Source organism: Streptomyces sp. NPDC054842 (assembly GCF_053611025.1).
Genome location: NZ_JBSGZN010000004.1, coordinates 181836 through 202229, shown reverse-complemented (window position 1 = coordinate 202229; position 20394 = coordinate 181836). Strand labels below are relative to the sequence as shown.

Genomic DNA, 20394 nt, shown 5'->3' with positions numbered 1-20394 from the left:
GCGTCCCCGGCCCGGGCGCATCCGGCGGCGCCTGTCGTCCGGCGCACGCCGAACCGCCTCCGCCCGCCCGGACCGGGCGCCCGCCGAACCACCGCCGCGGCCTCAGTCGAAGCGGATGTGCCTCACGCCGGTCCACGCCCGGCGCAGCCGCCCCCGCAGCGCGCCGTCCCGGTTCGGCGCGAGGGTCAGCCCGGCCAGCACGGCGATGCGCTCGGCGGTCCTCACGACCGTCGTGTGGTCGGTCCACAGGTGCTCGGCGAACTCCGGCTCACGCAGCCGCTCCAGGCAGTGGTCGAGCCGCTCCACCGCCCAGCTCTCCCGGCGCAGCGGGGCGTCCTTCCCGGCCACGTACCGGAGCAGGCGGCCGAAGCCGCGCTCGCGCAGTCGCGCCAGTACGGTCTCCCGCTCGGCGAGGAGGGTGAAGTGCCGTACGTCGTGGCCCAGTTCGCGCAGCCGCCCGACGGTCTCGTCGAAGAAGCGGGGCTCGGTGACCGTCATGGGGGCGATCACGACACCGTCGTGCCCGGTCAGGGCGAGGTCGAGCACCTCGACCACCCCCTGCCGCCACGACGTCAACTCCTGGAAGTCACCGCGGAGTTCGGGCGGGAGCATCCGGCGCAGACCGAAGCCGGCGTGTTCCGGGTCGCAGATGACGGAGCCGGGCAGCCGCCGCCGGATCTCGTGTGCGGTCTGTGTCTTGCCGCCCCCGAAAGGGCCGTTGATCCACAGGAGCATGCGCAGACCCTAGTGGCCGCCGGTCACACGCCGGTCACGCCCCCGGTCAGCCGTGCCCGCCCGCCCGTACGAGCCCCGTCTCGTAGGCGAGGACGACGACCTGCACGCGGTCGCGCAGCCCCAACTTGGTGAGGATGCGCCCCACATGCGTCTTGACGGTCGCCTCGGACAGGACGAGCCGGGCGGCGATCTCGCCGTTCGACAGTCCCTGCGCGACCAGCACCATCACCTCGCGCTCGCGGTCGGTGAGCCGCTCCAGCTCCTTGTGCTGGGGCTGCTTGCCGGCGTGGGGCAGCATCGGCGCGAACCGGTCGAGCAGGCGCCGGGTGGTCGAGGGGGCGACCACGGCGTCTCCGCTGTGCACGGAGCGGATGGCGGTCAGCAGCTCGCCCGGCGGCACGTCCTTGAGCATGAAGCCGGAGGCGCCCGCCTTCAGCCCGGAGAACGCGTACTCGTCGAGGTCGAAGGTGGTCAGGATCAGCACCTTCGGCGGCTCGGCCTGGGAGCAGATGCGGCGGGTCGTCTCGACGCCGTCCAGCTTCGGCATGCGCACGTCCATCAGCACCACGTCGACCTCGGTGCCGCGCAGCACCTCCAGGGCCTCGACGCCGTCGCCCGCCTCGGCCACGACCTCCATGTCCGGCTGGGCGGCGAGCACCATCCGGAAGCCGGTGCGCAGCAGCACCTGGTCGTCGACGAGCATCACGCGGATCGCCATCGGGGGTCCCTTTCAGAGTCGTACAGGGGGTGCGGGAGTCGGCGGGCCGGGCGGCCACGGACCGCGGGGTCGGACGCGTACCAGTGTCTCGGTGAGCGTGCGTACAGGTGTCAGTGGGCCGCCTTGAGCGGCAGCAGGGCGCTGATGCGGAAGCCGCCGCCGGGGCGCGGTCCCGCGTCCAGGGTGCCGCCCACCATGCCCACGCGCTCGCGCATGCCGATGAGGCCGTGCCCCCTGCCGTCGGCGCCGCCCTCCTCGTACAGCTCGTGCGGGGCGCCCTTGCCGTCGTCCTCGACGAGCAGTCCGAGGCCGTCGTCGAAGTACACCAGGCGCACGCTCGCACCGGCGTTCGGGCCGCCGTGCTTGCGGGTGTTGGTGAGGGCCTCCTGCACGATGCGGTACGCGGTCAGCTCGACGCCGCTGGGCAGCGGGCGCGGGGTGCCCTCCACCTTGTAGTCGACGGGCAGGCCCGCGGTGCGCACCTGCTCGATGAGGTCGTCGAGCTGCTCGACGTCGGGCTGCGGCACGTACTCGCCGCCCTCCTGGTGCTCGCCGGTGCGCAGCACGCCCAGCAGGCGGCGCATCTCGGCGAGGGCCTGCCGGCCGGTGCCCGAGATGGTCTCCAGCGCCTTCCTGGCCTGGTCGGGCGCGGCGTCGAGGACGTAGGCGGCGCCGTCGGCCTGGACGACCATGACGGACACGTTGTGCGCGACGACGTCGTGCAGTTCCCGGGCGATGCGGGCGCGCTCGGCGGCGACCGCGACCTTGGACTGCGCCTCGCGCTCCTTCTCCAGGCGGGCGGCGCGCTCCTCCAGCTGGGCGAGGTAGGCGCGGCGGGTGCGGATGGAGTCGCCCAGCACCCAGGCCAGCGCGAAGGGCACCGTCTGGAAGACCGCTATCAGGACGACGCCCGGGGTGCCCGTCCCCTCCTGCGGCCAGCGCAGCTGGGAGAGGGCCGCCGCGCAGAGGCCGCCGACCAGGGCGAATCTGGAGGCCCAGCGGGCGCCGTCCGCCGCGACGGTGTAGATGATCACCAGCATCGCGAAGTCCGCGGGCGACACCCCCACGTCCAGGACGAGCTGCGCGACACCGGTGGCCGCCGCCAGCACGAGCATCTTCTCGGGCATCCGGCGGCGCAGCGCGATGACCAGACACAGGACGACGGCGACCGGGACGGCCGCGGCGAGCGGCCCCCGGTGCTCGGACGCCCCGCTGACACTGCTGAGGCTCACGCCGGTGATCCCGAGCAGGACGGCGGCCCAGAAGCCGTCGACCCACGTCGGGTACCTGCGGAGAAAGTCGTAGAGGCGCTGCACGTAACCCAGAGTAGGGAAGCGTGGTGTGTGCAGGGGTCAACCGGAGGACCGATCCGGAACCCGCACGCGTACTCCCCAAGGTGGAGGGCCTCCAGTCCTCCGCGCCCACGGGAACCGGCCGACCAGGGTCGGGCCGGCCGCGGGGAGGGCCCTAGCCTGGCCCGATGACGGACACGACGGCGGACGGCGCGCGCGGCTGGCGGGCGGCGGCCGAGGAGGCGCTGTACGGGCCCGCGGGGTTCTACCGGCGTCCGGAAGGACCCGCGGGTCACTTCCGGACGTCCGTCCACGCCTCCCCGCTCTTCGCGCGGGCCGTGGCGCGTCTGCTGTGCCGCGTGGACGAGGCGCTGGGGCGCCCGGCCGCGCTCGCCTTCGTCGACATGGCGGCGGGCCGGGGCGAACTCGCGGCGGGGGTCCTCGCCACGCTGCCGGCGGACGTCGCCTCCCGTACGCGCCCGTACGCGGTCGAGCGGGCCGCGCGCCCCGGGGGCCTCGATCACCGGATCGAGTGGCTGCCCGAGCCGCCGCGGGGGGTCACCGGGCTGCTGTTCGCCAACGAGTGGCTGGACAACGTCCCCGTGGACGTGGCCGAGACGGACGCGGACGGCGTGGCCCGGCTGGTGCTCGTGCGGGAGGACGGGACGGAACGGCTCGGTCCGCCGGTCGCGGGTGCCGCCGCCGAGTGGCTCGCCCGCTGGTGGCCGATCCCGTCGGAGGGCATGCGGGCCGAGATCGGCCTCCCCCGGGACGCCGCCTGGGCCGGCGCGGTCGCCGCCCTGGACCGCGGTCTGGCCGTCGCCGCCGACTACGCGCACTCCGCGGGCGCCCGGCCGCCCTTCGGGACGCTCACCGGCTTCCGCGCGGGCCGCGAGACGGTGCCCGTGCCCGACGGGTCGTGCGACATCACGGCGCATGTGGCCCTGGACGCCTGTGCGCTGCCCGGGGCGTGCCTGACGACCCAGCGGGCGGCCCTCGGGGCGCTCGGGGTGCGCGGCGGGCGCCCGCCGCTGTCGCTGGCCTCCACGGACCCGGCCGGCTACGTGCGGGCCCTCGCGGAGGCGGGCGACGCCGCCGAGCTCACCGCGACGGGCGGACTCGGCGATTTCGGCTGGCTGCTCCAGCCCGTCGGCGGCCTGCGGATCGGCCTGCCGGCGGACGCGGCGGAGCTACTTGTCGATGTCCCCGACCACGAAGAACAGTGAGCCGAGGATCGCCACCATGTCCGCCACCAGCGTGCCCGGCAGCAGCTCGGTGAGCGCCTGGATGTTGTTGTACGAGGCCGAGCGCAGCTTCAGCCGGTACGGGGTCTTCTCGCCCTTGCTGACCAGGTAGTAGCCGTTGATGCCCAGCGGGTTCTCGGTCCACGCGTACGTGTGCCCCTCGGGGGCCTTCAGGACCTTGGGGAGCCGCTGGTTGACCGGGCCGGGCGGGAGTTCGGCGAGCCGGTCCAGGCAGGCGTCGGCGAGCGCCAGGGCGACGTGCGTCTGCTCCAGGAGGCACTCGAAGCGGGCGAGGCAGTCGCCCTCCTGGCGGGTGACCACCTTCAGCGTGTCCTGGAGCTCCGGGTAGGCGAGGTACGGCTCGTCCCGGCGCAGGTCGAAGTCCACCCCGGAGGCGCGCGCGATCGGCCCGCTCACCCCGTAGGCGTGCACCGCCTCGGGCGACAGCACGCCGACCCCGCGCGTGCGGCCCCGGAAGATCTCGTTGCCGAGGACCAGGTCGTCGTAGACGTGCATCCGCGAGCGCACGGAGGCGACGGTCTCCCGCGCGCGGGTGGTCCAGCCGGCCGGCAGGTCCTCCTTGAGGCCGCCGACGCGGTTGAACATGTAGTGCACGCGGCCGCCGGAGATCTCCTCCATGACGTTCTGGAGTTCCTCGCGCTCCCGGAAGGCGTAGAACACCGGGGTGATCCCGCCGAGCTCCAGGGGGTACGACCCCAGGAACATCAGGTGGTTGAGGACGCGGTTCAGCTCCGCGAGGAGCGTGCGCATCCACACCGCGCGCTGAGGGACCTCCATGCCGAGCATCCGCTCCACGGCGAGGACGACACCCAGCTCGTTGGAGAAGGCGGAGAGCCAGTCGTGGCGGTTGGCGAGCATGATGATCTGGCGGTAGTCGCGGGCCTCGAAGAGCTTCTCCGCGCCGCGGTGCATGTAGCCGATGACCGGCTCCGCGTGCTGGATGCGCTCGCCGTCGAGGACGAGCCGCAGCCTGAGCACGCCGTGCGTGGACGGGTGCTGAGGCCCGATGTTGAGCACCATGTCGGTGCTCTCCGCGGCGCCGCCGATACCGACCATGGTCTCCGTCGTGGGAGTCATGGGGACAGTCTCTCGTACGTACCCTTGCGGCATGGAGACGGGGACCACACGGAACGCGGCGGGCGAGCCCGTCTGGACCGGCCTGCCGCCGGGCCTGCTACGGATGCGCCGGCTGTTGCTGGTGGTGTGGGCGGGTCTGCTGGCGATCGCCGCGGCCGTCGGGCTCTGGCTGCTCGCCGGACCCGGCTGGGCGGCCTTCGCACTGCTGCCCCTCGGCGTGATCCTGTGGGGCTGGGCGATGCTGGGGCGCAACTGGCGCTCCTGGCGGTACGCCGAGCGTGCGGACGACCTGCTGATCAGCCGGGGCGTGCTGTGGCGCGAGCAGACCGTCGTGCCGTACGGGCGGATGCAGCTGGTCGAGGTCACCTCGGGGCCCGTGGAGCGGTACTTCGGGCTGGCGAGCGTGCAGCTGCACACGGCCGCGGCGGCGACCGACGCCCGGATCCCCGGCCTCGACCCCGAGGAGGCCGAGCGGCTGCGGGACCGGCTGACGGAACTCGGCGAAGCCCGATCGGCGGGCCTGTGACGCCGCCGGGCCCGGCGGATCCGGCCGCCGCGGACACCCCCCTGCCGGAACCCTCCGGCGCTCCGGGGACGCCGCTCGCACCCGGCCCGGCGGGGCTCCCGGTCGCCGGCACCGACGCGCTCTCTCACGGATCGCCGGGCGCCCCCGGCTCTCCGGGACCCACCGCCGCGCCGGGGACGTCCCCGGCGGGCGCCGGGGCCGGCGTGGCGGAGGCGCGGCCGCTCGTGGAGCAGCGCCTGCACCCGGTGACCCCGCTGCGGCGCGCCTGGGCGCCGGTCGCCGTGCTCGCCGGCTGGGCGGTGCACGACCCCGGCCAGGCACAGGCCCAGCTCACCCGGCTGACGACGACCACCCTGCTCGTCGGGCTCGCCGTCTTCGTCCCGGCCGCCGCCCTGTACGGCTTCCTGACCTGGTGGTTCACCCACTACGCGGTGACGGGGACCGATCTGCGCATCCGCACCGGACTGGTGTTCCGCCGTACCGCGCACATCCGTCTCGACCGGCTCCAGGCCGTCGACGTCACCCAGCCCCTGCTGGCCCGCGTCGCCGGCGTCGCCAAGCTGAAACTCGACGTCATAGGGACCGACAAGAAGGACGAGCTCGCCTACCTCGGCGAGGACGAGGCCCGCGCCCTGCGCGCCGAACTCCTCGCCCGCGCCGCCGGATTCGCCCCCGACACCGCGCACGAGGTCGGCGAGGCCCCGGCCCGGCGGCTCCTCCACGTGCCCGCGGGTGTCCTCGCCGTCTCCCTCGTGCTCACCGGCGCCACCTGGGGGTCCCTGGTCGCGGCGCTCGTCGTGCCGTCGCTGCTCTGGCTCGCCACCCACAGCCTGTGGACGGTCCTCGCGACCGGGCTGCCGCTGCTGGGCGCGGCGGGCGCGAGCAGCGTGGGCCGCTTCGTCGGGGAGTACGACTGGACAGTGGGCGAGTCCCCGGACGGCCTGCGCATCGACCACGGCCTCCTCGACCGTACGCACGAGACCGTGCCGCCCGGCCGGGTGCAGACCGTACGGATCGTCGAGCCCCTGCTGTGGCGGCGGCGCGGCTGGGTCCGCGTCGAGCTGGACGTGGCCGGGTCGTCCAACTCCGTGCTCGTGCCGGTGGCCCCGCGCGCGATCGCGGACGAGGTGATCGCCCGGGTGCTGCCCGGTGTGGTCGTGCCGGGGGTCCTCTCACGGCCGCCGCGCCGGGCCGGCTGGTGCCTCCCGTTCTGGTGGCGGGGCTACGGCCTCGCCGTCACCGACACCGCCTTCGTCGCCCGGCACGGGCTGCTGCGCCGCAGCCTCGCCCTGGTCCCGCACGCGAAGGTGCAGAGCGTACGGCTGGAGCAGGGGCCCTGGTCGCGCCTCAAGGGCCTCGCGGACGTCCACGTGGACACCGGGGCGAACAAGACCGTCACGGCGCGGCTGCGGGACGCGGGCGAGGCGGCGGACCTCCTGCAGTCCCAGGCCGACCGCTCCCGCACGGGCCGCCGTCAGGCCCGCCCCGACCGGTGGATGGCCTGAACGCGAACCCGGAACCCCTCACGGCGTGAGGGCATTGGCAGACACGGGGCCCTCACGACGTGAAGGCACCGCCAGCCCCGGACCCGCCACACCGTGAAAGCACCGCCAGCCCCGGAACCGCCAAAGCCCGAGGGCACCGGCGCTGTCGCCGGTGCCCTCGGGTGAACTCGTGGACCCGCGTGGTCAGGAGACCGCGCTCCGCAGCTCCGCCACGTCGATCTGCTCCGTCTCGTCGTGCGCCGTCAGGTCGATGACCTGGCCGATTCCGCGGGACTCGTCCGCCGGCTTGAACTGCACGGCCTCGGACTCGGCCTTGTGCAGCGCGAGCGCCTCCTGGCCGACCACGTCGGCGAGGTCCTCGTTCTGCACGGCCTCCAGCGCGTCCGGGGAGGTCCCCTTCTGCGTGCCGAAGAAGTCGAACCCGCCCTCGACCGCCTGGCGCCGCCGGGGCGCGGTCGGTACGACGGCCACCGCGGTCGGCACCGTGAAGTGCCCCGACGGCCGGACGGACTTGACGGGCTTCGTCGGCTTCACGGGCGTGAGGGCCGAGGCGGCGGACGCCTCGGACACGTCGTCGGCCGCGTCCCGCGAGGTGGCGGGGGACTCCGCCACGGGCGCCGCTCCCGCGGCGGGGCGGCCGGTCGACGGGCGGGCGGAGGCGGTGGCCTCGTCTGCGGGCACGGCGGCCGCGCGCTGGTGCCCGTCGACCGCCCCCGGCTTCCCCTCGGCCTCGTCCTCCTGGGTGTGCGCCTGTCCGGCGCCGTCCCGCGCGGAGGAGTCCTTCGCCGGGCCGTCCTGCGCGGAGTTCTCCTTCGCCGGGCCGTCCTCCCGCGCGGAGGAGTCCTTCGCCGGGCCGTCCTGCGCGGAGTTCTCCTTCGCCGGGCCGTCCTGGGCGGGGAGCTCGGCCGTCGGCGCCGGTGCTCCTGAATCACCCTTGCCCGAGGGGCCCTTGGCGGGGGCGCCGGGGCCGGGGTCGTCGGTGCCGGGCTCGGGCCGCGCGGCCCGTTCGCCCACGATGCGGTCCAGCGCGGAGTTGGCGCGCAGGAAGAGCGAGGACCCCGTCGGGGAGAACGCCTCGCCCGGGCCGGAATCCGGCTCGGCGTCCTCGGGCGCGCTCGCGGTCTCCGTGTCCTCGGGCGCGCTCGCGGTCTCCTTCGCTGCGTCCGGACCCGACGCGTCCTGGGGACCGGCGGCGCGCTCGGCGGCGGGAGCGGGCGCCGGTGCCGGGACGGTACGCGCGGTCTCCGCGGCGGGCGCGGACTCGGCGTCCGCCGACGGGACGGGGGCCGCTCCCGGAGAGGCCACGGCCCCGGGCGTGCGGGCGGCCGTGCCGGACGGGGACGCGGGCAGCGCCCGGGCGGGCACCGAGCTCTCTATCGCGAGCAGGCGCCGCCCCTCCAGGGCGGTCGCGCGCTCCGTCTCCGCCGTGGCGTACCGCCGCAGCAGCGCCGCGTGCTCGTTGCGCAGGTTCGCCAGTTCCGTCCGCTTGGCACGCAGCCGCTGCTCCAGCTTGGCGCGCAGCTCGCGCGACTCCTCAAGATCGGTCTCCAGTTCGGCGACCCGCTCCTCGTGGCGCCACTCGTCACTCGCCCGCGCGCGCGTGAGTTCGGCGACGCGCTTGCCCGCCGCCGTGTCCCAGCGGCGCATGACGACGGAGCCGAGGACGGTCGTCAGCGCGGCCCCCGCGGCCAGCGCGCGGAGCACCGCGGGCTCCGTGAACAGCCAGGGACCGACGGCGTAGACGAGCGCGACGCCGGCGATCGCCGAAGGGGGCAGCAGCCTGTGCAGAGGCGGGGAATGGCGGTGACGTCCACGTGGCATGGCCAGAAACTTACCGCGCGTAGGCGAATCTTGGAGCCCCGCGAGGTAAAAACACAGCCACCCCGCAGCCTTCTCACGCCCCGGGCACCGACAACGGCCCCACGGCGACTGCGCGAAGGCCGTGACGGCGTCCCTGCGAAGCCCCTCCCGCGCCTTCGCGAGAACGCCGCAGGGGCTGTCGGTTCATCTCCGCCGTGAGCCGGTCACGCACTCACGAGAAGGCCGCATTCCGCCCGAGAGGCGGCACGGTCACTTCTTGATCAATCCCTTCGACTCCAGATAGGCCTTGGCCACATCGGCTTCCTTCTGGCGCTCCTCGTCGACCTTGCGGTTGAGTTCCACGAGATCGTCCGTGGTGAGCGTCTGGGTCAACTTCCCCAGGGCGTCGGCTATCTCCTTGTCGCCCGCGTCCTTCGCGTTCACGACCGGGAGGACGTTGTCCGCGTTCTGCAGCTTCTTGTCGTCCTCCAGGAGCACGAGGTCGAAGTTCTTCAGCGTCGCGTCCGTGGTCGTGGTGAGCACCAGCTGGTCCTCACCGCGCTTGACCGCCTCCTTGGCCTGGGTGGTCCCGACGCCCTTGGGGTCGATTCCGGAGACGTCGATGCCGTACGTCTTCTCCAGACCCGGTGCGCAGAAGGGCCGCGTCTCGCATTCGTCGCCCGCCGCGATCTTGACCTTGACGCCCGACTTCCCCAAGTCCGAAAGCGTCTTCAGCTTGTGCTTCCCGGCGAATTCGCTGCTGACCGCGAACGCGTTCTGGTCGACCGCCTCGCCGGCCGGCAGCACCTTGAGGCCCTTCGGTTCGGCGAGCTCGCGCAGTGCGGCGACGGTGGCGTCGACATCGCTGGAGGCGACGGGCTTCGCCTTCGCGCCGTTCTGCTTCAGGTTGAGGAATTCCGCGAGCGTCGCCGCGTATTCGGGGACGATGTCGATCGCCCCCTTCTCCAACTGGGGTTCATAGATCTCGCGGTTCTCGACCGTCTTGACCGAGACGCTGTATCCGGCATTGGCGAGCACCTGCTTGTAGAGCTCGCCGAGGACCTTCGCCTCGGTGAACCCGGCGGCGCCGATCACGAGCTCGCCCTTGCCGCCGCCCGACGCCTTTCCGGAGCCGTCGTCCTCCAGGCTGTCGCCGCCGCACGCGGTGAGCCCCGCGGTCAGCGCGCCGACGGCCACCGCCGCGACCGCCATCCGACGCGTTCTGCTGTTCATCGTTACCCCTATCGAGAAGTCGTACGTCGCGGTGCCCCGACAGGCGGAGTCACCGCGTACCCAAGAGAAAATCCGGCGTCACCGCGACGCGGCCCGGCGTCCGCGCATCGGGTCGAAGACCCGTCCGGCCAGCACCAGCACGCCTTCGAGCAGCAGCGCGAGCGCCGCCACCAGGAAGGCTCCGGCGACCACCTGCGGTGTGTTCTGGAGGCTGAACCCGGCGGTGATGATCCGGCCGAGCCCGCCTTCGCCCGCCGCCGCGGCGAGCGTGGCCGTGGCGATGATCTGCACCGTCGCGGACCGCACCCCGGTCATGATCAGCGGGTACGCCAGCGGCAGCTCGACCTGGCGGAACACCTGACCGCCGCTCATCCCCATCCCCCGCGCCGCCTCCACGACGGACCGGTCGACCCCGCTCATCCCGATGTACGCGTTCGTCAGCAGCGGCGGGACGGCGAACAGGACCAGCGCGATGAGTGTCGGCAGGTCCCCGTGCCGGCCGAGCGGGGTGAGGGTGAGCAGCACGAGCACCGCCAGCGTGGGCACCGCCCGTCCCACGTTGGAGAGGTTCACGGCGAGCGCTCCCCCCTTGCCGATGTGCCCGAGCCACAGGGCGAGCGGCAGTGCGAGCAGGCAGGACACGGCGAGCGTGACCCCGCTGAAGTACAGGTGCTCGGCGAGCCGGTGCCAGACCCCCTTCTCGCCCTGCCAGTTCGCCCCGGCCGTCAGCCAGTCGTAGGCGCCCGATATCGCGTTCACGCCGCCTCAGCCACCTTCGCCGGGGCCGGACGCCGCCGTATTCGGGGGGCGCGGGTCGCCCGCGTCCAGGGGGTCAGCAGTCGCTGGAGGCCGAGCAGCAGCAGGTCGGCCACCAGGGCGAGCAGCACGCAGAGCACGGACGCGGTGAGCACCTGCGCCTTGAAGTCGCTGCGCAGCCCGCTGACGATCAGCGTGCCGAGGCCGCCGTAGTCGACGATGTACCCCACGGTCGTCAGGGCCACGGTGGAGACGGTGGCGATGCGCACGCCGGCCAGCACCGAGGGCAGCGCCAGCGGCAGTTCGACCTCCCACAGCAGCCGCCCGGAGCCGTAGCCCAGCCCGCGGGCGGCCTCGCGGGCCTCCTCGGGGACGGACTGGAGCCCCGCGAGGATGTTCCGCACGAGGATCGTGAGCGAGTACAGGACGAGTCCGGTGACGACCAGGGCGGCCGAGAGCCCGAACAGGGGCAGCAGCAGGGAGAACATCGCGAGCGAGGGCACCGAGTACAGGACGGTCGTCAGACCGAGGATCGGGCCGGCGAGGGCGCCGAACCGCCGGGCCAGCAGCGCCAGCGGGAAGGCCACGAGGACACCGATCACCACCGAGGCCACCGTGATCCACACGTGCTGCACCGTGGCGTCGATCAGCTCCTGGCCGCGGGAGCGGACGTACTCCCCGCAGATCCAGTCGTTCGCCACCAGGCAGTTCTGTTCGCTCACCCCGCCCCACCTCCCCCGCAATCACCGAACGTATGTCAGTGGACCGCACACCCGCACATCGTTTTGACTTGCTCGCGACCCTAACGCCCACCACCGACAATGGCCGAGAGTCGCCGTACGAGCGAAACACTGCCTTCACACAACACCCGCCGTCCGCGGCCACAATGGGGAGCCATGATCCGGTTCGAGAACGTCACCAAGCGGTACGCGGACGGCACCACCGCCGTCGACGACCTGTCCTTCGAGGTCGCCGAGGGTGAACTGGTCACGCTGGTCGGCCCCTCGGGCTGCGGCAAGACCACCACCATGAAGATGGTGAACCGCCTCATCGAGCCGTCGGACGGGCGGATATTCCTGGACGGCGAGGACATAGCCGGCATCGACCCGGTCCAGCTCCGCCGCCGTATCGGCTACGTCATCCAGCAGGTCGGCCTCTTCCCGCACAAGACGGTCCTCGACAACACGGCGACGGTCCCGCACCTGCTCGGCGTCAAGCGCGCCAAGGCACGCGAGCGCGCGGCCGAACTGCTCGACCTGGTCGGCCTCGACCCCGCCGTCTACGGCGACCGCTACCCCGAGCAGCTGTCCGGCGGCCAGCGCCAGCGCGTGGGCGTCGCCCGGGCCCTGGCCGCGGACCCGCCGGTGCTGCTCATGGACGAGCCGTTCGGCGCGGTCGACCCGGTGGTGCGCGAGCGCCTTCAGAACGAGTTCCTGAGGCTCCAGCAGTCCGTGCGCAAGACCGTGCTGTTCGTCACGCACGACATCGAGGAGGCCGTGCGCCTCGGCGACCGCATCGCCGTCTACGGCGCCGGCCGCATCGAGCAGTTCGACACCCCGTCCGCCGTCCTGGGCGCCCCGGCGACCCCGTACGTGGCCGACTTCGTAGGCGCCGACCGCGGCCTCAAGCGGCTGTCCGTCACGCCCATCGAGGAGAGCGACCTCGAACAGCCGCCCGTGGTGCGCCTCGACGACCCGCTGCCGAGGAAGCTCGACGCGCGCTGGGCGGTCGTCCTGGACGCGCGCGGGGACCTGCACGGCTGGATCTCCGCCGAGCACGCGAGCGGGCGGACCGGCACGGTCCGGGAGCACGCCCGCCGGATGGAGGCGTGGCTGCCGGTGGGCGCCTCCCTGAAGCAGGCGTTCTCGACGATGCTCCAGCACGACGCCGGCTGGATCGCCGTCATCGACGGGAACAGCGAGGGCCGGTTCCTCGGCGTCCTCACCCCGGCCCGCCTGCACGAGGCGCTGCGCCGCTCCACGGCGGCGGACGCCCAGGACATCGCCCGCGCGGACGTCGACCTGGAGACGGTCAGCGGTTCCTAGAGGCGTACGGGCACGAGACGTGGGCCGCCGGGGGACTGACGCGGGTTCAGCGGTCGCTCAGCCGTCCGCTGAGCCACTGGAGCGTGCCGGGGATCTCGCGCCGCCAGGTGTTGAAGTTGTGGCCGCCGCTGTCGAGGATGACCGACGAGATCCGGGTCGGCCGCCTCGACTTCACCAGCTCTATGAACCTCAGCGTGTCCCGGTAGTTGGTCTCCCCCTGCCTGCTGCTGGTGACGAGCAGTGAGGTGTCGGGCGCGGGACGGTGCTTGAGGTACCACCACAGGTCGGCGTGGTCGCGCAGCGCCTCGTCTCCGTGGAAGAGGTCGCCGGTGGTGGCGTCGGTCGGCGCCGTGTAGTACGGCGACAGGCCCGCCCCGGCGGCGTAGGTCCCGGGGTGGTGGACGGCGAGTTTCAGCGCGCAGTACCCGCCCGTGGAGTCGCCGACGACACCCCAGCTGCCCGGTTTCCTGCCCACCCTGTAGTGCGCCGCCACGGCCTCCGGGAGGTCCCTGGCGAAGAAGGACTCGGTCTGCGGGCCGCCGGGGACGTCCACGCACTCGGTGTCCCGGGGCGGCGCCACGGTGGGCCGCAGCATGACCAGGATCATCGGCTGGATCTTCCCGTCCTTGGCCAGCGCGTGTGCCGTCTGCGGGTAGTGCAGGCCCTTGATGAGCGCCTCGGCGGTGCCCGGGTAGCCGGTGAGGACCGTGACCGCCGGGAACGTACGGGTGCGGTACTGCGGCTGGAAGTACTCCGGCGGCAGGTAGACGTACGCGGGTGTGGCGATGTGCGTCGTCCGGCCGACGAGGGCCACCTTCTGGATCTGGCCGCCGACCTGCGGGCGCGCCCCGCCGGACACGTTCACCTGCTGGGTGCCGGTGACCCTGAGGGGTCCGCCGCCGGCCCCGCCGGTGCCGTGGTCGACGACGACGCCCTGTCCGCTCTCCCGGCCGAACAGATCCGCCCAACTGGCGTAGAAGCCGAAGGCCTGGTTGGCGCTGAGACCGATCGAGGCGAGGACCGCGACCTGGGTGGCCAGCAGCAGCCCGACCCGGCCGCCGACGGCCCGCCAGGTGCGGCGCGCCAGCCGCGGCCACAGCCACACCGTGCCGACGAACAGCAGCACGGCGGACGACACCGCCAGCACCAGCACCTTGTTGCTCGTGAGACCCATGGGCTCTTCCTGCCTGCGCTTTCCAATCCCGGGCTCGCGCGTCGCTCCTTCGCGGACGCTTGCCCGGGACTTTCCCTGCCTTTTGAAACGGCTTTCCGGAAGGGAGTGAACCTCTCTTCCCACGACACCGTCCTAGAGGGCGCAATGTCGCCGGATGCCGGATTGGCACCGGATTCACGGTCTCTCGCGGAACTACGGGATGCGATGTCTGTCAGGATAGATGGGGAATTGTCGGGTGAGGTTCCGGACCGACCGGGCCGGACACGGCGTCTGCTCCGCGGCCCGAGCCCCGAGGCGGCCCCCGCGCTGGTCGCCCGAGCCTGCACCCTCGTGGGACTCCTGGACGTCTGCGCCGGTGTGTTCCCGCGCTTCCGGCACAGCCGCATGCACACCGTCGCCGAGGTACTGCCGGGCGCCCTCGGCCCGTTCGCCGCCGCGCTGTCCCTCAGCGCCGGCGTCCTCCTGCTGCTCCTCGCGCACGGCCTGCGCCGTCACAAGCGCCGGGCGTGGCGGGCCGCCGTCGTCCTTCTGCCGGCCGGCGCCCTCGCCCAGTTCGCCTACCGGCACTCCCTGCTCGGCGTCGCCCTCTCCCTCGCCCTGCTCGCCCCGCTGCTGCGCCACCGCGGGGAGTTCGCCGCCCTGCCCGACCCGCGCAGCCGCTGGCGCGCCCTGGCCAACTTCGTGCTCATGGGGGCCGGTTCGCTGGTCCTCGGCCTGGTCATCGTGAGCGTCCACGCCGACCGGCTGACCGGCGACCCCAGCCTCGCCGACCGCATCCAGCACGTGCTCTACGGCCTGTTCGGCTTCTCCGGCCCCGTCGACTACACCGGACCCACCTCCTGGACGGTCGCCTTCTCCCTCGGCGCCCTCGGCCTGCTGACCGCCGTCACCACGATCCACCTGGCCTTCCGCCCCGAACACCCGGCCGCGCGGCTGACCCCCGACGACGAGAGCCGGCTGCGCGCCCTGCTGGAGAGGCACGGCGGCCGGGACTCGCTCGGCCACTTCGCGCTCCGCCGCGACAAGGCCGTCGTCTTCTCCCCCAGCGGCAAGGCGGCGGTCACCTACCGCGTCGTCTCGGGCGTGATGCTCGCGAGCGGCGACCCGATCGGCGACGTCGAGGCCTGGCCCGGCGCCATCGAACGCTTCATGGACGAGGCGAAGGCCCACTCCTGGACGCCGGCCGTCATGGGCTGCTCGGAGACGGGCGGCGAGGTGTGGACGCGCGAGACCGGCCTCGACGCCCTCGAACTGGGGGACGAGGCGGTGGTGGACGTGGCGGATTTCAGCCTCGGCGGGCGCCCGATGCGCAATGTGCGCCAGATGGTGAAGCGCATCGAGCGGGCCGGTTACGAGACCCGGGTACGGCGCGTGCGTGACCTCGGCGAGGGCGAACTCGACCGGATACGGCGCGCGGCCGAGGACTGGCGCGGCACCGACACCGAACGCGGCTTCTCGATGGCGCTCGGCCGCATCGGCGACCCCGCCGACGGGGACTGTCTCATCGCCACCGCCCACCGGGCGGACGCCGAGCCGGGCCCGTACGGCGATCTGAAGGCCGTCCTGCACTTCGTCCCGTGGGGCGCCGACGGCGTCTCCCTCGACCTCATGCGGCGCGACCGCTCGGCCGACCCCGGCATGAACGAACTCCTCATCGTGGCCGCCCTCCAGGCCGCTCCCCGGCTGGGGGTCGCGCGGGTGTCGCTGAACTTCGCGATGTTCCGCTCCGCCCTCGCCCGCGGCGAGAGGATCGGGGCCGGTCCCGTGCTGCGGGCCTGGCGCGGCCTGCTGGTCTTCCTCTCCCGCTGGTTCCAGATCGAGTCCCTGTACAAGTTCAACGCGAAGTTCCGTCCCCGCTGGGAACCCCGCTTCGTCGTCTACCGCTCCTCCGGGGAGCTGCCGCGGATCGGGCTCGCCGCCATGCAGGCGGAGGGCTTCGTGCAGCTCGCCCTGCCCCGGCTGCTGCGCCGCCGCCCGGCGGCCCCCCGCCCCTGCCCGCACGGCGTCGCCGAACGGGAGATCAGCACGGCCTGATCCCCGGCCCCGGGCCCGCCCCGGGGGCGCTTCGCCGGCCACCGGGCCGCCCCGGCCGGGCCGAGGGGTGTCGGGTGGGTCACTCCGGACCGGGCCACCGCGCCCGGCGGGGTGCGGCCCGGGCGGGGCACGGACCCGCGTACCGGGCGCATTCGGGGCCTGCCGCACCCCCACGGGGTGCATTGCCCGGCGTCCCGGGCCAGGGGGGATCCGAACGGCACCCCCTAGGCTGGACGCATGAGCACGAAGAGCGGGCGCGGCGAAGTGGCGGGACTGCCGGCATGGGACCGCTGCGCGGTGATGGGGGTCGTCAACGTGACGCCCGACTCCTTCTCCGACGGAGGCCGCTGGTTCGATACGACGGCCGCCGTCAAGCACGGCCTCGGCCTGGTCGCCGAGGGCGCCGACCTGGTGGACGTCGGCGGTGAGTCCACCCGCCCCGGCGCCACCCGCGTCGACGAGGCGGAGGAACTGCGGCGCGTCATCCCGGTCGTCCGCGGGCTGGCGTCCGAGGGGGTCACCGTCTCCGTCGACACCATGCGCGCCTCCGTCGCCGAGCAGTCCCTCGCCGCCGGGGCCGCCCTCGTGAACGACGTCAGCGGCGGCCTCGCCGACCCCGCGATGATCCCGGTCGTCGCCGCCGCGGGCGCCCCCTTCGTGGTGATGCACTGGCGCGGCTTCCTGGCGGGCGGCAACGTCAAGGGCTCCTACACGGACGTCGTCTCCGAAGTCGTCGACGAGCTGCACGCACGCGTGGAGGCCGTCCTGGCGGGCGGCATCGCGCCCGACCGGATCGTCGTCGACCCCGGCCTCGGCTTCTCCAAGGAGGCGGAGCACGACCTGACCCTCCTGGCCCACCTCGACCGGCTGCGCGCCCTCGGCCACCCGCTGCTCGTCGCCGCCTCCCGCAAACGCTTCCTCGGCCGGGTCCTCGCGGGCCCCGAGGGCGCCCCGCCGCCCGCCCGGGAACGGGACGCCGCCACCGCGGCGGTCTCCGCCCTCGCCGCCCAGCAGGGCGCCTGGGCGGTACGCGTGCACCAGGTGCGGGCGACCGCCGACGCGGTCCGGGTGGCCCGTGCCGTCGAGGGCGCCCGTGCCGCGAACATCGCCGGGCCCCAGGTCGCCGGCGCCCGCGAGCTGGGCGGGGAAGGCCGGTGAACGCCCCCCACATCGACGTCGAGCAGGTCGAGCTCGCCAACACCGCGTACTACGAGGCGATGGAGCGGGGCGACTTCGAGGAGCTGTCCTCGCTGTGGGTCACGCCGGCCGACCTCGGCATCGACGAGGAGGTCCACGACCCGGCGGACGCCGCGGTCATCTCCTGCGTGCATCCCGGCTGGCCCGTGCTCTTCGGCCGCGGCGAGGTCCTCAGGTCGTATGCGCTGATCATGGCGAACACCGAGTACATCCAGTTCTTCCTCACCGACGTGCACGTCTCGGTGACCGGCGACACGGCCCTGGTGACCTGCACCGAGAACATCCTCAGCGGCGGCCCGCCGCCGGAGGACAGCGACGAGCTGGGCCCGCTGGTGGGTCAGCTCGTCGTCGCCACCAACGTGTTCCAGCGCACACCCGACGGCTGGAAGCTCTGGTCGCACCACGCCTCGCCCGTCCTGGCCGAATCCGATGACGACGAGGGTGAGGACACACCCGGTTGAGTGGGTAGGCGCGGTGCAGCGGTTGGTTCCACCGGGCCCTGGGTAGGGGCGGCTACCAACCCGTGAGCCGCCGTGTTCCCCATGGGAAACATCCGGTGAAGGCCTGACGGCCCCGCACCGGTGCCGCCCCCGTGGCCGAGCGCTGTCGGTGCCCGCAGGTAGATTCACCTGAGGCTGGCGTGCCGACCGCACTCGGTACGCACCCGCCGCTACCGACGATTGCAGGAGTGATTCGCGTGGATCGTGTCGCGCTGCGCGGCCTGAAGGCCCGTGGGAACCACGGCGTCTTCCCCAGGGAGCGCGAAGAGGGCCAGACGTTCATCGTGGACCTGACGCTCGGCCTGGACACCCGACCGGCCGCGGCCGACGACGACCTGACCAAGACCGTGCACTACGGCATCGTCGCGGAGGAGGTCGTCGCCGTGGTCGAGGGCGAGCCCGTCGACCTCATCGAGACGCTCGCCGAGCGCATCGCCGAGACGTGTCTGAAGCACGAGGCGGTCCAGGAGGTCGAGGTCTGCGTCCACAAGCCGGACGCGCCGATCACCGTCCCCTTCGACGACGTGACCGTCACCATCACCCGGAGCCGAGTATGACCGCCTTCTTCGCCGGGGGTCAGAGCGACCCGACCGTCCAGCCGGTGCCGGCCTCCGTCGTCGAGCGGGTGGACGCCGCCGACACGACCCTGAGCAACCCCAAGCGCGCGGTGATCTCGCTCGGCGCGAACCTGGGCAACCGCCTGGAGACCCTCCAGGGAGCCGTCGACGCCCTGGAGGACACCCCGGGCGTCCGCGTCAAGGCGGTGTCCCCCGTCTACGAGACCGAGCCCTGGGGCGTGGCCCCGGACAGCCAGCCCAGCTACTTCAACGCGGTCGTGGTCCTCAAGACGACCCTGCCGCCGTCGTCCCTGCTGGAGCGCGCGCACGCGGTGGAGGAGGCCTTCAACCGCGTCCGCGACGAGCGCTGGGGGCCGCGCACGATCGACGTCGACATCATCGCCTACGACGGCGTCGTCTCCGACGACCCGGTCCTGACGCTCCCCCACGCGCGGGCCCACGAACGCGCGTTCGTCCTCGCTCCGTGGCACGACGTGGACCCCGAGGCCCAGTTGCCCGGTCACGGCCCGGTGGCCGGACTCCTCGACACCGTCACCCGAGACGGTGTGACGCCCCGCGCCGACCTGGAACTCCGGCTGCCCGAGTAGTCGTTAAGGTCAGGACGACCGACCAAGGCCGGCTTACCGAAGGGGCAACGTGAAACAGCTGCGCATCAGGACGCTGGCCGCCGTGTTCGTCGTGGCCGGCGTCCTGTCCTGGGCGGGCGCCCGCCTGTGGAACGCGGTGGGCACCCTCCCCCGGGTCCCGCTGGCCGCCCCCGTCGTCCTCGCCCTGATCGCCGTCGTCCTGCTGGCCACGGCGCTCTCGCTGCGGGGCCGTCTCAAGGCCCAGCGCGAGCGCCGGCCCGGCGCCAAGGGCGTCGACCCGCTGATGGCGGCCCGCGCGGTCGTCTTCGGCCAGGCGAGCGCCCTGGTGGCCGCCCTGGTCTCCGGGATGTACGGGGGCACGGGCGCCTTCCTGCTCGAATCCCTGGAGGTCCCCGCCCGCCGCGACCAGGCCATCTACGCGGGCTTCTCGGTCGTCGCCGGGATCGGCGTGATAGCGGCCGCCTTCTTCCTGGAGCGCGTCTGCAAGCTCCCGGAGGACGACGACGAGAACGGCGGCACGGCCGCGGCGGCGTAGGGCCTGCCGTCCGGGTCGGACCGCCGCCCGTCCGGGCCACGGACCGGACGGACGCCGGACAGACGGCGGCGGCCAGGACCCACGTGTACTGGTCCCGACCGCCGCCGACCGCCCGCTGTCGCTACGCCTAGCGGGCCATGATCAGGCTCATCGCCTCGTTGCGGGTGGCCGGGTCACGGAGCTGCCCCCGCACCGCCGACGTGATGGTCTTGGCCCCCGGCTTGCGCACACCCCGCATGGACATGCACATGTGCTCGCACTCCATGACGACGATCACTCCGCGCGGTTCCAGGATCGACATCAGCGACTCCGCGACCTGCGTCGTCAGCCGCTCCTGCACCTGCGGGCGGCGGGCGTAGACGTCCACCAGGCGGGCCAGCTTCGACAGGCCCGTGATCTTGCCGTCCGCGGACGGGATGTAGCCGACGTGGGCCACCCCGACGAACGGCACGAGGTGGTGCTCGCAGGAGCTGAGGACCTCGATGTCCTTCACCAGGACCATCTCGTCGTGCCCCAGGTCGAACGTCGTCGTCAGGACGTCCTCGGGCTTCTGCCACAGTCCCGCGAATATCTCCCGGTAGGCCCGGGCGACCCGCCCCGGCGTCTCGCGCAGGCCCTCGCGGTCCGGGTCCTCGCCGACCGCGATCAGCAGCTCGCGCACGGCGTTCTCGGCGCGCTTCTCGTCGAACACGCCGATGGGGCCCTCGCCGTCCAGCGTCACGGGGTCGGTCATCTGTTCCTCGTTCCTTGGCCTCTCACGCGTGATCAGTCGACGCGTCGGACATCCGGCATGGGAAATGCCGTACCCCCCAGGCTAGAACCAGGGGGGCACGGCAT

The 20394-nt window shown here is 73.2% G+C and carries 20 protein-coding genes; 10 read left to right on the top strand and 10 right to left on the bottom strand.

The genetic code is table 11. The annotated features are described in order from the left end of the window. Positions 1 to 102: 102 nt before the first annotated feature. The 3 genes from ACWGIS_RS05270 to ACWGIS_RS05260 all read right to left on the bottom strand — a co-directional run bounded on the left by ACWGIS_RS05270 (position 103) and on the right by ACWGIS_RS05260 (position 2769). On the bottom strand, positions 103 to 735 hold the full coding sequence (locus ACWGIS_RS05270) for an AAA family ATPase (protein WP_453361055.1): 633 nt from the start codon (positions 733 to 735) through the stop codon (positions 103 to 105). 46 nt (positions 736 to 781) lie between these two features. Then, entirely contained in the window at positions 782 to 1453 is a 672-nt protein-coding gene (locus ACWGIS_RS05265; protein WP_453361054.1) for a response regulator transcription factor, read from the bottom strand. Positions 1454 to 1563: 110 nt separating this feature from the next. Continuing rightward, positions 1564 to 2769: a sensor histidine kinase gene (locus tag ACWGIS_RS05260; protein ID WP_453361053.1), complete on the bottom strand. Its 1206-nt coding sequence runs from the start codon at positions 2767 to 2769 to the stop codon at positions 1564 to 1566. 164 nt (positions 2770 to 2933) lie between these two features. Between ACWGIS_RS05260 and ACWGIS_RS05255 the strand changes: the two genes are divergently transcribed. Next, complete coding sequence (locus tag ACWGIS_RS05255) at positions 2934 to 3971, top strand: SAM-dependent methyltransferase (protein WP_453361052.1); 1038 nt, start codon at positions 2934 to 2936, stop codon at positions 3969 to 3971. Here ACWGIS_RS05255 and ACWGIS_RS05250 read toward each other — a convergent pair. After that, a complete protein-coding gene (locus ACWGIS_RS05250; protein ID WP_453361051.1) occupies positions 3936 to 5087 on the bottom strand; it encodes an NADH-quinone oxidoreductase subunit D in 1152 nt (383 codons plus the stop codon). The genes ACWGIS_RS05255 and ACWGIS_RS05250 overlap by 36 nt on opposite strands. A gap of 31 nt (positions 5088 to 5118) precedes the next feature. Here ACWGIS_RS05250 and ACWGIS_RS05245 point away from each other — a divergent pair, with 31 nt between their 5' ends. Next, positions 5119 to 5613: a PH domain-containing protein gene (locus ACWGIS_RS05245; protein ID WP_453361050.1), complete on the top strand. Its 495-nt coding sequence runs from the start codon at positions 5119 to 5121 to the stop codon at positions 5611 to 5613. Between the two features lie 203 nt (positions 5614 to 5816). Continuing rightward, positions 5817 to 7118, top strand: a complete 1302-nt coding sequence (locus ACWGIS_RS05240; RefSeq protein WP_453361049.1) for a PH domain-containing protein — start codon at positions 5817 to 5819, stop codon at positions 7116 to 7118. A gap of 183 nt (positions 7119 to 7301) precedes the next feature. On the opposite strand, the gene ACWGIS_RS05235 is transcribed toward ACWGIS_RS05240, so the two are convergent. The 4 genes from ACWGIS_RS05235 to ACWGIS_RS05220 form a co-directional block, all read right to left on the bottom strand. Beyond that, complete coding sequence (locus ACWGIS_RS05235) at positions 7302 to 8939, bottom strand: hypothetical protein (protein WP_453361048.1); 1638 nt, start codon at positions 8937 to 8939, stop codon at positions 7302 to 7304. A gap of 249 nt (positions 8940 to 9188) precedes the next feature. Next, a complete protein-coding gene (locus tag ACWGIS_RS05230; protein WP_453361047.1) occupies positions 9189 to 10151 on the bottom strand; it encodes an ABC transporter substrate-binding protein in 963 nt (320 codons plus the stop codon). 78 nt (positions 10152 to 10229) lie between these two features. Then, complete coding sequence (locus ACWGIS_RS05225) at positions 10230 to 10910, bottom strand: ABC transporter permease (RefSeq protein WP_453361046.1); 681 nt, start codon at positions 10908 to 10910, stop codon at positions 10230 to 10232. Beyond that, positions 10907 to 11629, bottom strand: a complete 723-nt coding sequence (locus ACWGIS_RS05220) for an ABC transporter permease (protein WP_453361045.1) — start codon at positions 11627 to 11629, stop codon at positions 10907 to 10909. Before ACWGIS_RS05220 ends, ACWGIS_RS05225 begins: the two co-directional genes overlap by 4 nt. A 174-nt stretch (positions 11630 to 11803) precedes the next feature. On the opposite strand from ACWGIS_RS05220, the gene ACWGIS_RS05215 reads away from it, so the two are divergent. After that, a complete protein-coding gene (locus ACWGIS_RS05215; protein ID WP_453361044.1) occupies positions 11804 to 12952 on the top strand; it encodes an ABC transporter ATP-binding protein in 1149 nt (382 codons plus the stop codon). A 46-nt stretch (positions 12953 to 12998) separates the two neighbouring features. On the opposite strand, the gene ACWGIS_RS05210 is transcribed toward ACWGIS_RS05215, so the two are convergent. After that, the gene (locus tag ACWGIS_RS05210; protein ID WP_453361043.1) at positions 12999 to 14126 is read right to left on the bottom strand and encodes an alpha/beta hydrolase; all 1128 of its coding nucleotides are present in this window, start codon (positions 14124 to 14126) and stop codon (positions 12999 to 13001) included. Positions 14127 to 14354: 228 nt separating this feature from the next. On the opposite strand from ACWGIS_RS05210, the gene ACWGIS_RS05205 reads away from it, so the two are divergent. From ACWGIS_RS05205 to ACWGIS_RS05180, 6 genes are all read left to right on the top strand, one after another. Next, on the top strand, positions 14355 to 16160 hold the full coding sequence (locus tag ACWGIS_RS05205; protein WP_453361042.1) for a phosphatidylglycerol lysyltransferase domain-containing protein: 1806 nt from the start codon (positions 14355 to 14357) through the stop codon (positions 16158 to 16160). A 237-nt stretch (positions 16161 to 16397) separates the two neighbouring features. Next, the gene (gene folP, locus ACWGIS_RS05200; protein ID WP_453361041.1) at positions 16398 to 17318 is read left to right on the top strand and encodes a dihydropteroate synthase; all 921 of its coding nucleotides are present in this window, start codon (positions 16398 to 16400) and stop codon (positions 17316 to 17318) included. Then, positions 17315 to 17818 (top strand): nuclear transport factor 2 family protein, encoded by a 504-nt coding sequence (locus ACWGIS_RS05195; protein WP_453361040.1) that lies wholly within the window; start codon positions 17315 to 17317, stop codon positions 17816 to 17818. The genes folP and ACWGIS_RS05195 overlap by 4 nt, the downstream gene beginning before the upstream one ends. Before the next feature lie 236 nt (positions 17819 to 18054). Further along, positions 18055 to 18414, top strand: a complete 360-nt coding sequence (folB, locus tag ACWGIS_RS05190) for a dihydroneopterin aldolase (RefSeq protein ID WP_453361039.1) — start codon at positions 18055 to 18057, stop codon at positions 18412 to 18414. Then, positions 18411 to 19022, top strand: a complete 612-nt coding sequence (gene folK / locus ACWGIS_RS05185; protein WP_453361038.1) for a 2-amino-4-hydroxy-6-hydroxymethyldihydropteridine diphosphokinase — start codon at positions 18411 to 18413, stop codon at positions 19020 to 19022. Before folB ends, folK begins: the two co-directional genes overlap by 4 nt. Before the next feature lie 49 nt (positions 19023 to 19071). After that, entirely contained in the window at positions 19072 to 19557 is a 486-nt protein-coding gene (locus ACWGIS_RS05180) for a DUF3180 domain-containing protein (protein WP_453361037.1), read from the top strand. A gap of 127 nt (positions 19558 to 19684) precedes the next feature. Here ACWGIS_RS05180 and folE read toward each other — a convergent pair whose 3' ends face one another. Beyond that, positions 19685 to 20290, bottom strand: coding sequence for a GTP cyclohydrolase I FolE (folE, locus tag ACWGIS_RS05175; protein WP_453361036.1), 606 nt, complete (start codon positions 20288 to 20290; stop codon positions 19685 to 19687). Between the last annotated feature and the right edge of the window lie 104 nt (positions 20291 to 20394).

What these genes read in the sequence shown, in the direction of transcription:
- ACWGIS_RS05270 (WP_453361055.1), bottom strand. Translation starts at nt 735, where the DNA reads ATGCTCCTGTGGATCAACGGCCCTTTCGGGGGCGGCAAGACACAGACC.
- ACWGIS_RS05265 (WP_453361054.1), bottom strand. Translation starts at nt 1,453, where the DNA reads ATGGCGATCCGCGTGATGCTCGTCGACGACCAGGTGCTGCTGCGCACC.
- ACWGIS_RS05255 (WP_453361052.1), top strand. Translation starts at nt 2,934, where the DNA reads ATGACGGACACGACGGCGGACGGCGCGCGCGGCTGGCGGGCGGCGGCC.
- ACWGIS_RS05250 (WP_453361051.1), bottom strand. Translation starts at nt 5,087, where the DNA reads ATGACTCCCACGACGGAGACCATGGTCGGTATCGGCGGCGCCGCGGAG.
- ACWGIS_RS05245 (WP_453361050.1), top strand. Translation starts at nt 5,119, where the DNA reads ATGGAGACGGGGACCACACGGAACGCGGCGGGCGAGCCCGTCTGGACC.
- ACWGIS_RS05235 (WP_453361048.1), bottom strand. Translation starts at nt 8,939, where the DNA reads ATGCCACGTGGACGTCACCGCCATTCCCCGCCTCTGCACAGGCTGCTG.
- ACWGIS_RS05230 (WP_453361047.1), bottom strand. Translation starts at nt 10,151, where the DNA reads ATGAACAGCAGAACGCGTCGGATGGCGGTCGCGGCGGTGGCCGTCGGC.
- ACWGIS_RS05215 (WP_453361044.1), top strand. Translation starts at nt 11,804, where the DNA reads ATGATCCGGTTCGAGAACGTCACCAAGCGGTACGCGGACGGCACCACC.
- ACWGIS_RS05210 (WP_453361043.1), bottom strand. Translation starts at nt 14,126, where the DNA reads ATGGGTCTCACGAGCAACAAGGTGCTGGTGCTGGCGGTGTCGTCCGCC.
- folP (WP_453361041.1), top strand. Translation starts at nt 16,398, where the DNA reads ATGAGCACGAAGAGCGGGCGCGGCGAAGTGGCGGGACTGCCGGCATGG.
- folK (WP_453361038.1), top strand. Translation starts at nt 18,411, where the DNA reads ATGACCGCCTTCTTCGCCGGGGGTCAGAGCGACCCGACCGTCCAGCCG.
- folE (WP_453361036.1), bottom strand. Translation starts at nt 20,290, where the DNA reads ATGACCGACCCCGTGACGCTGGACGGCGAGGGCCCCATCGGCGTGTTC.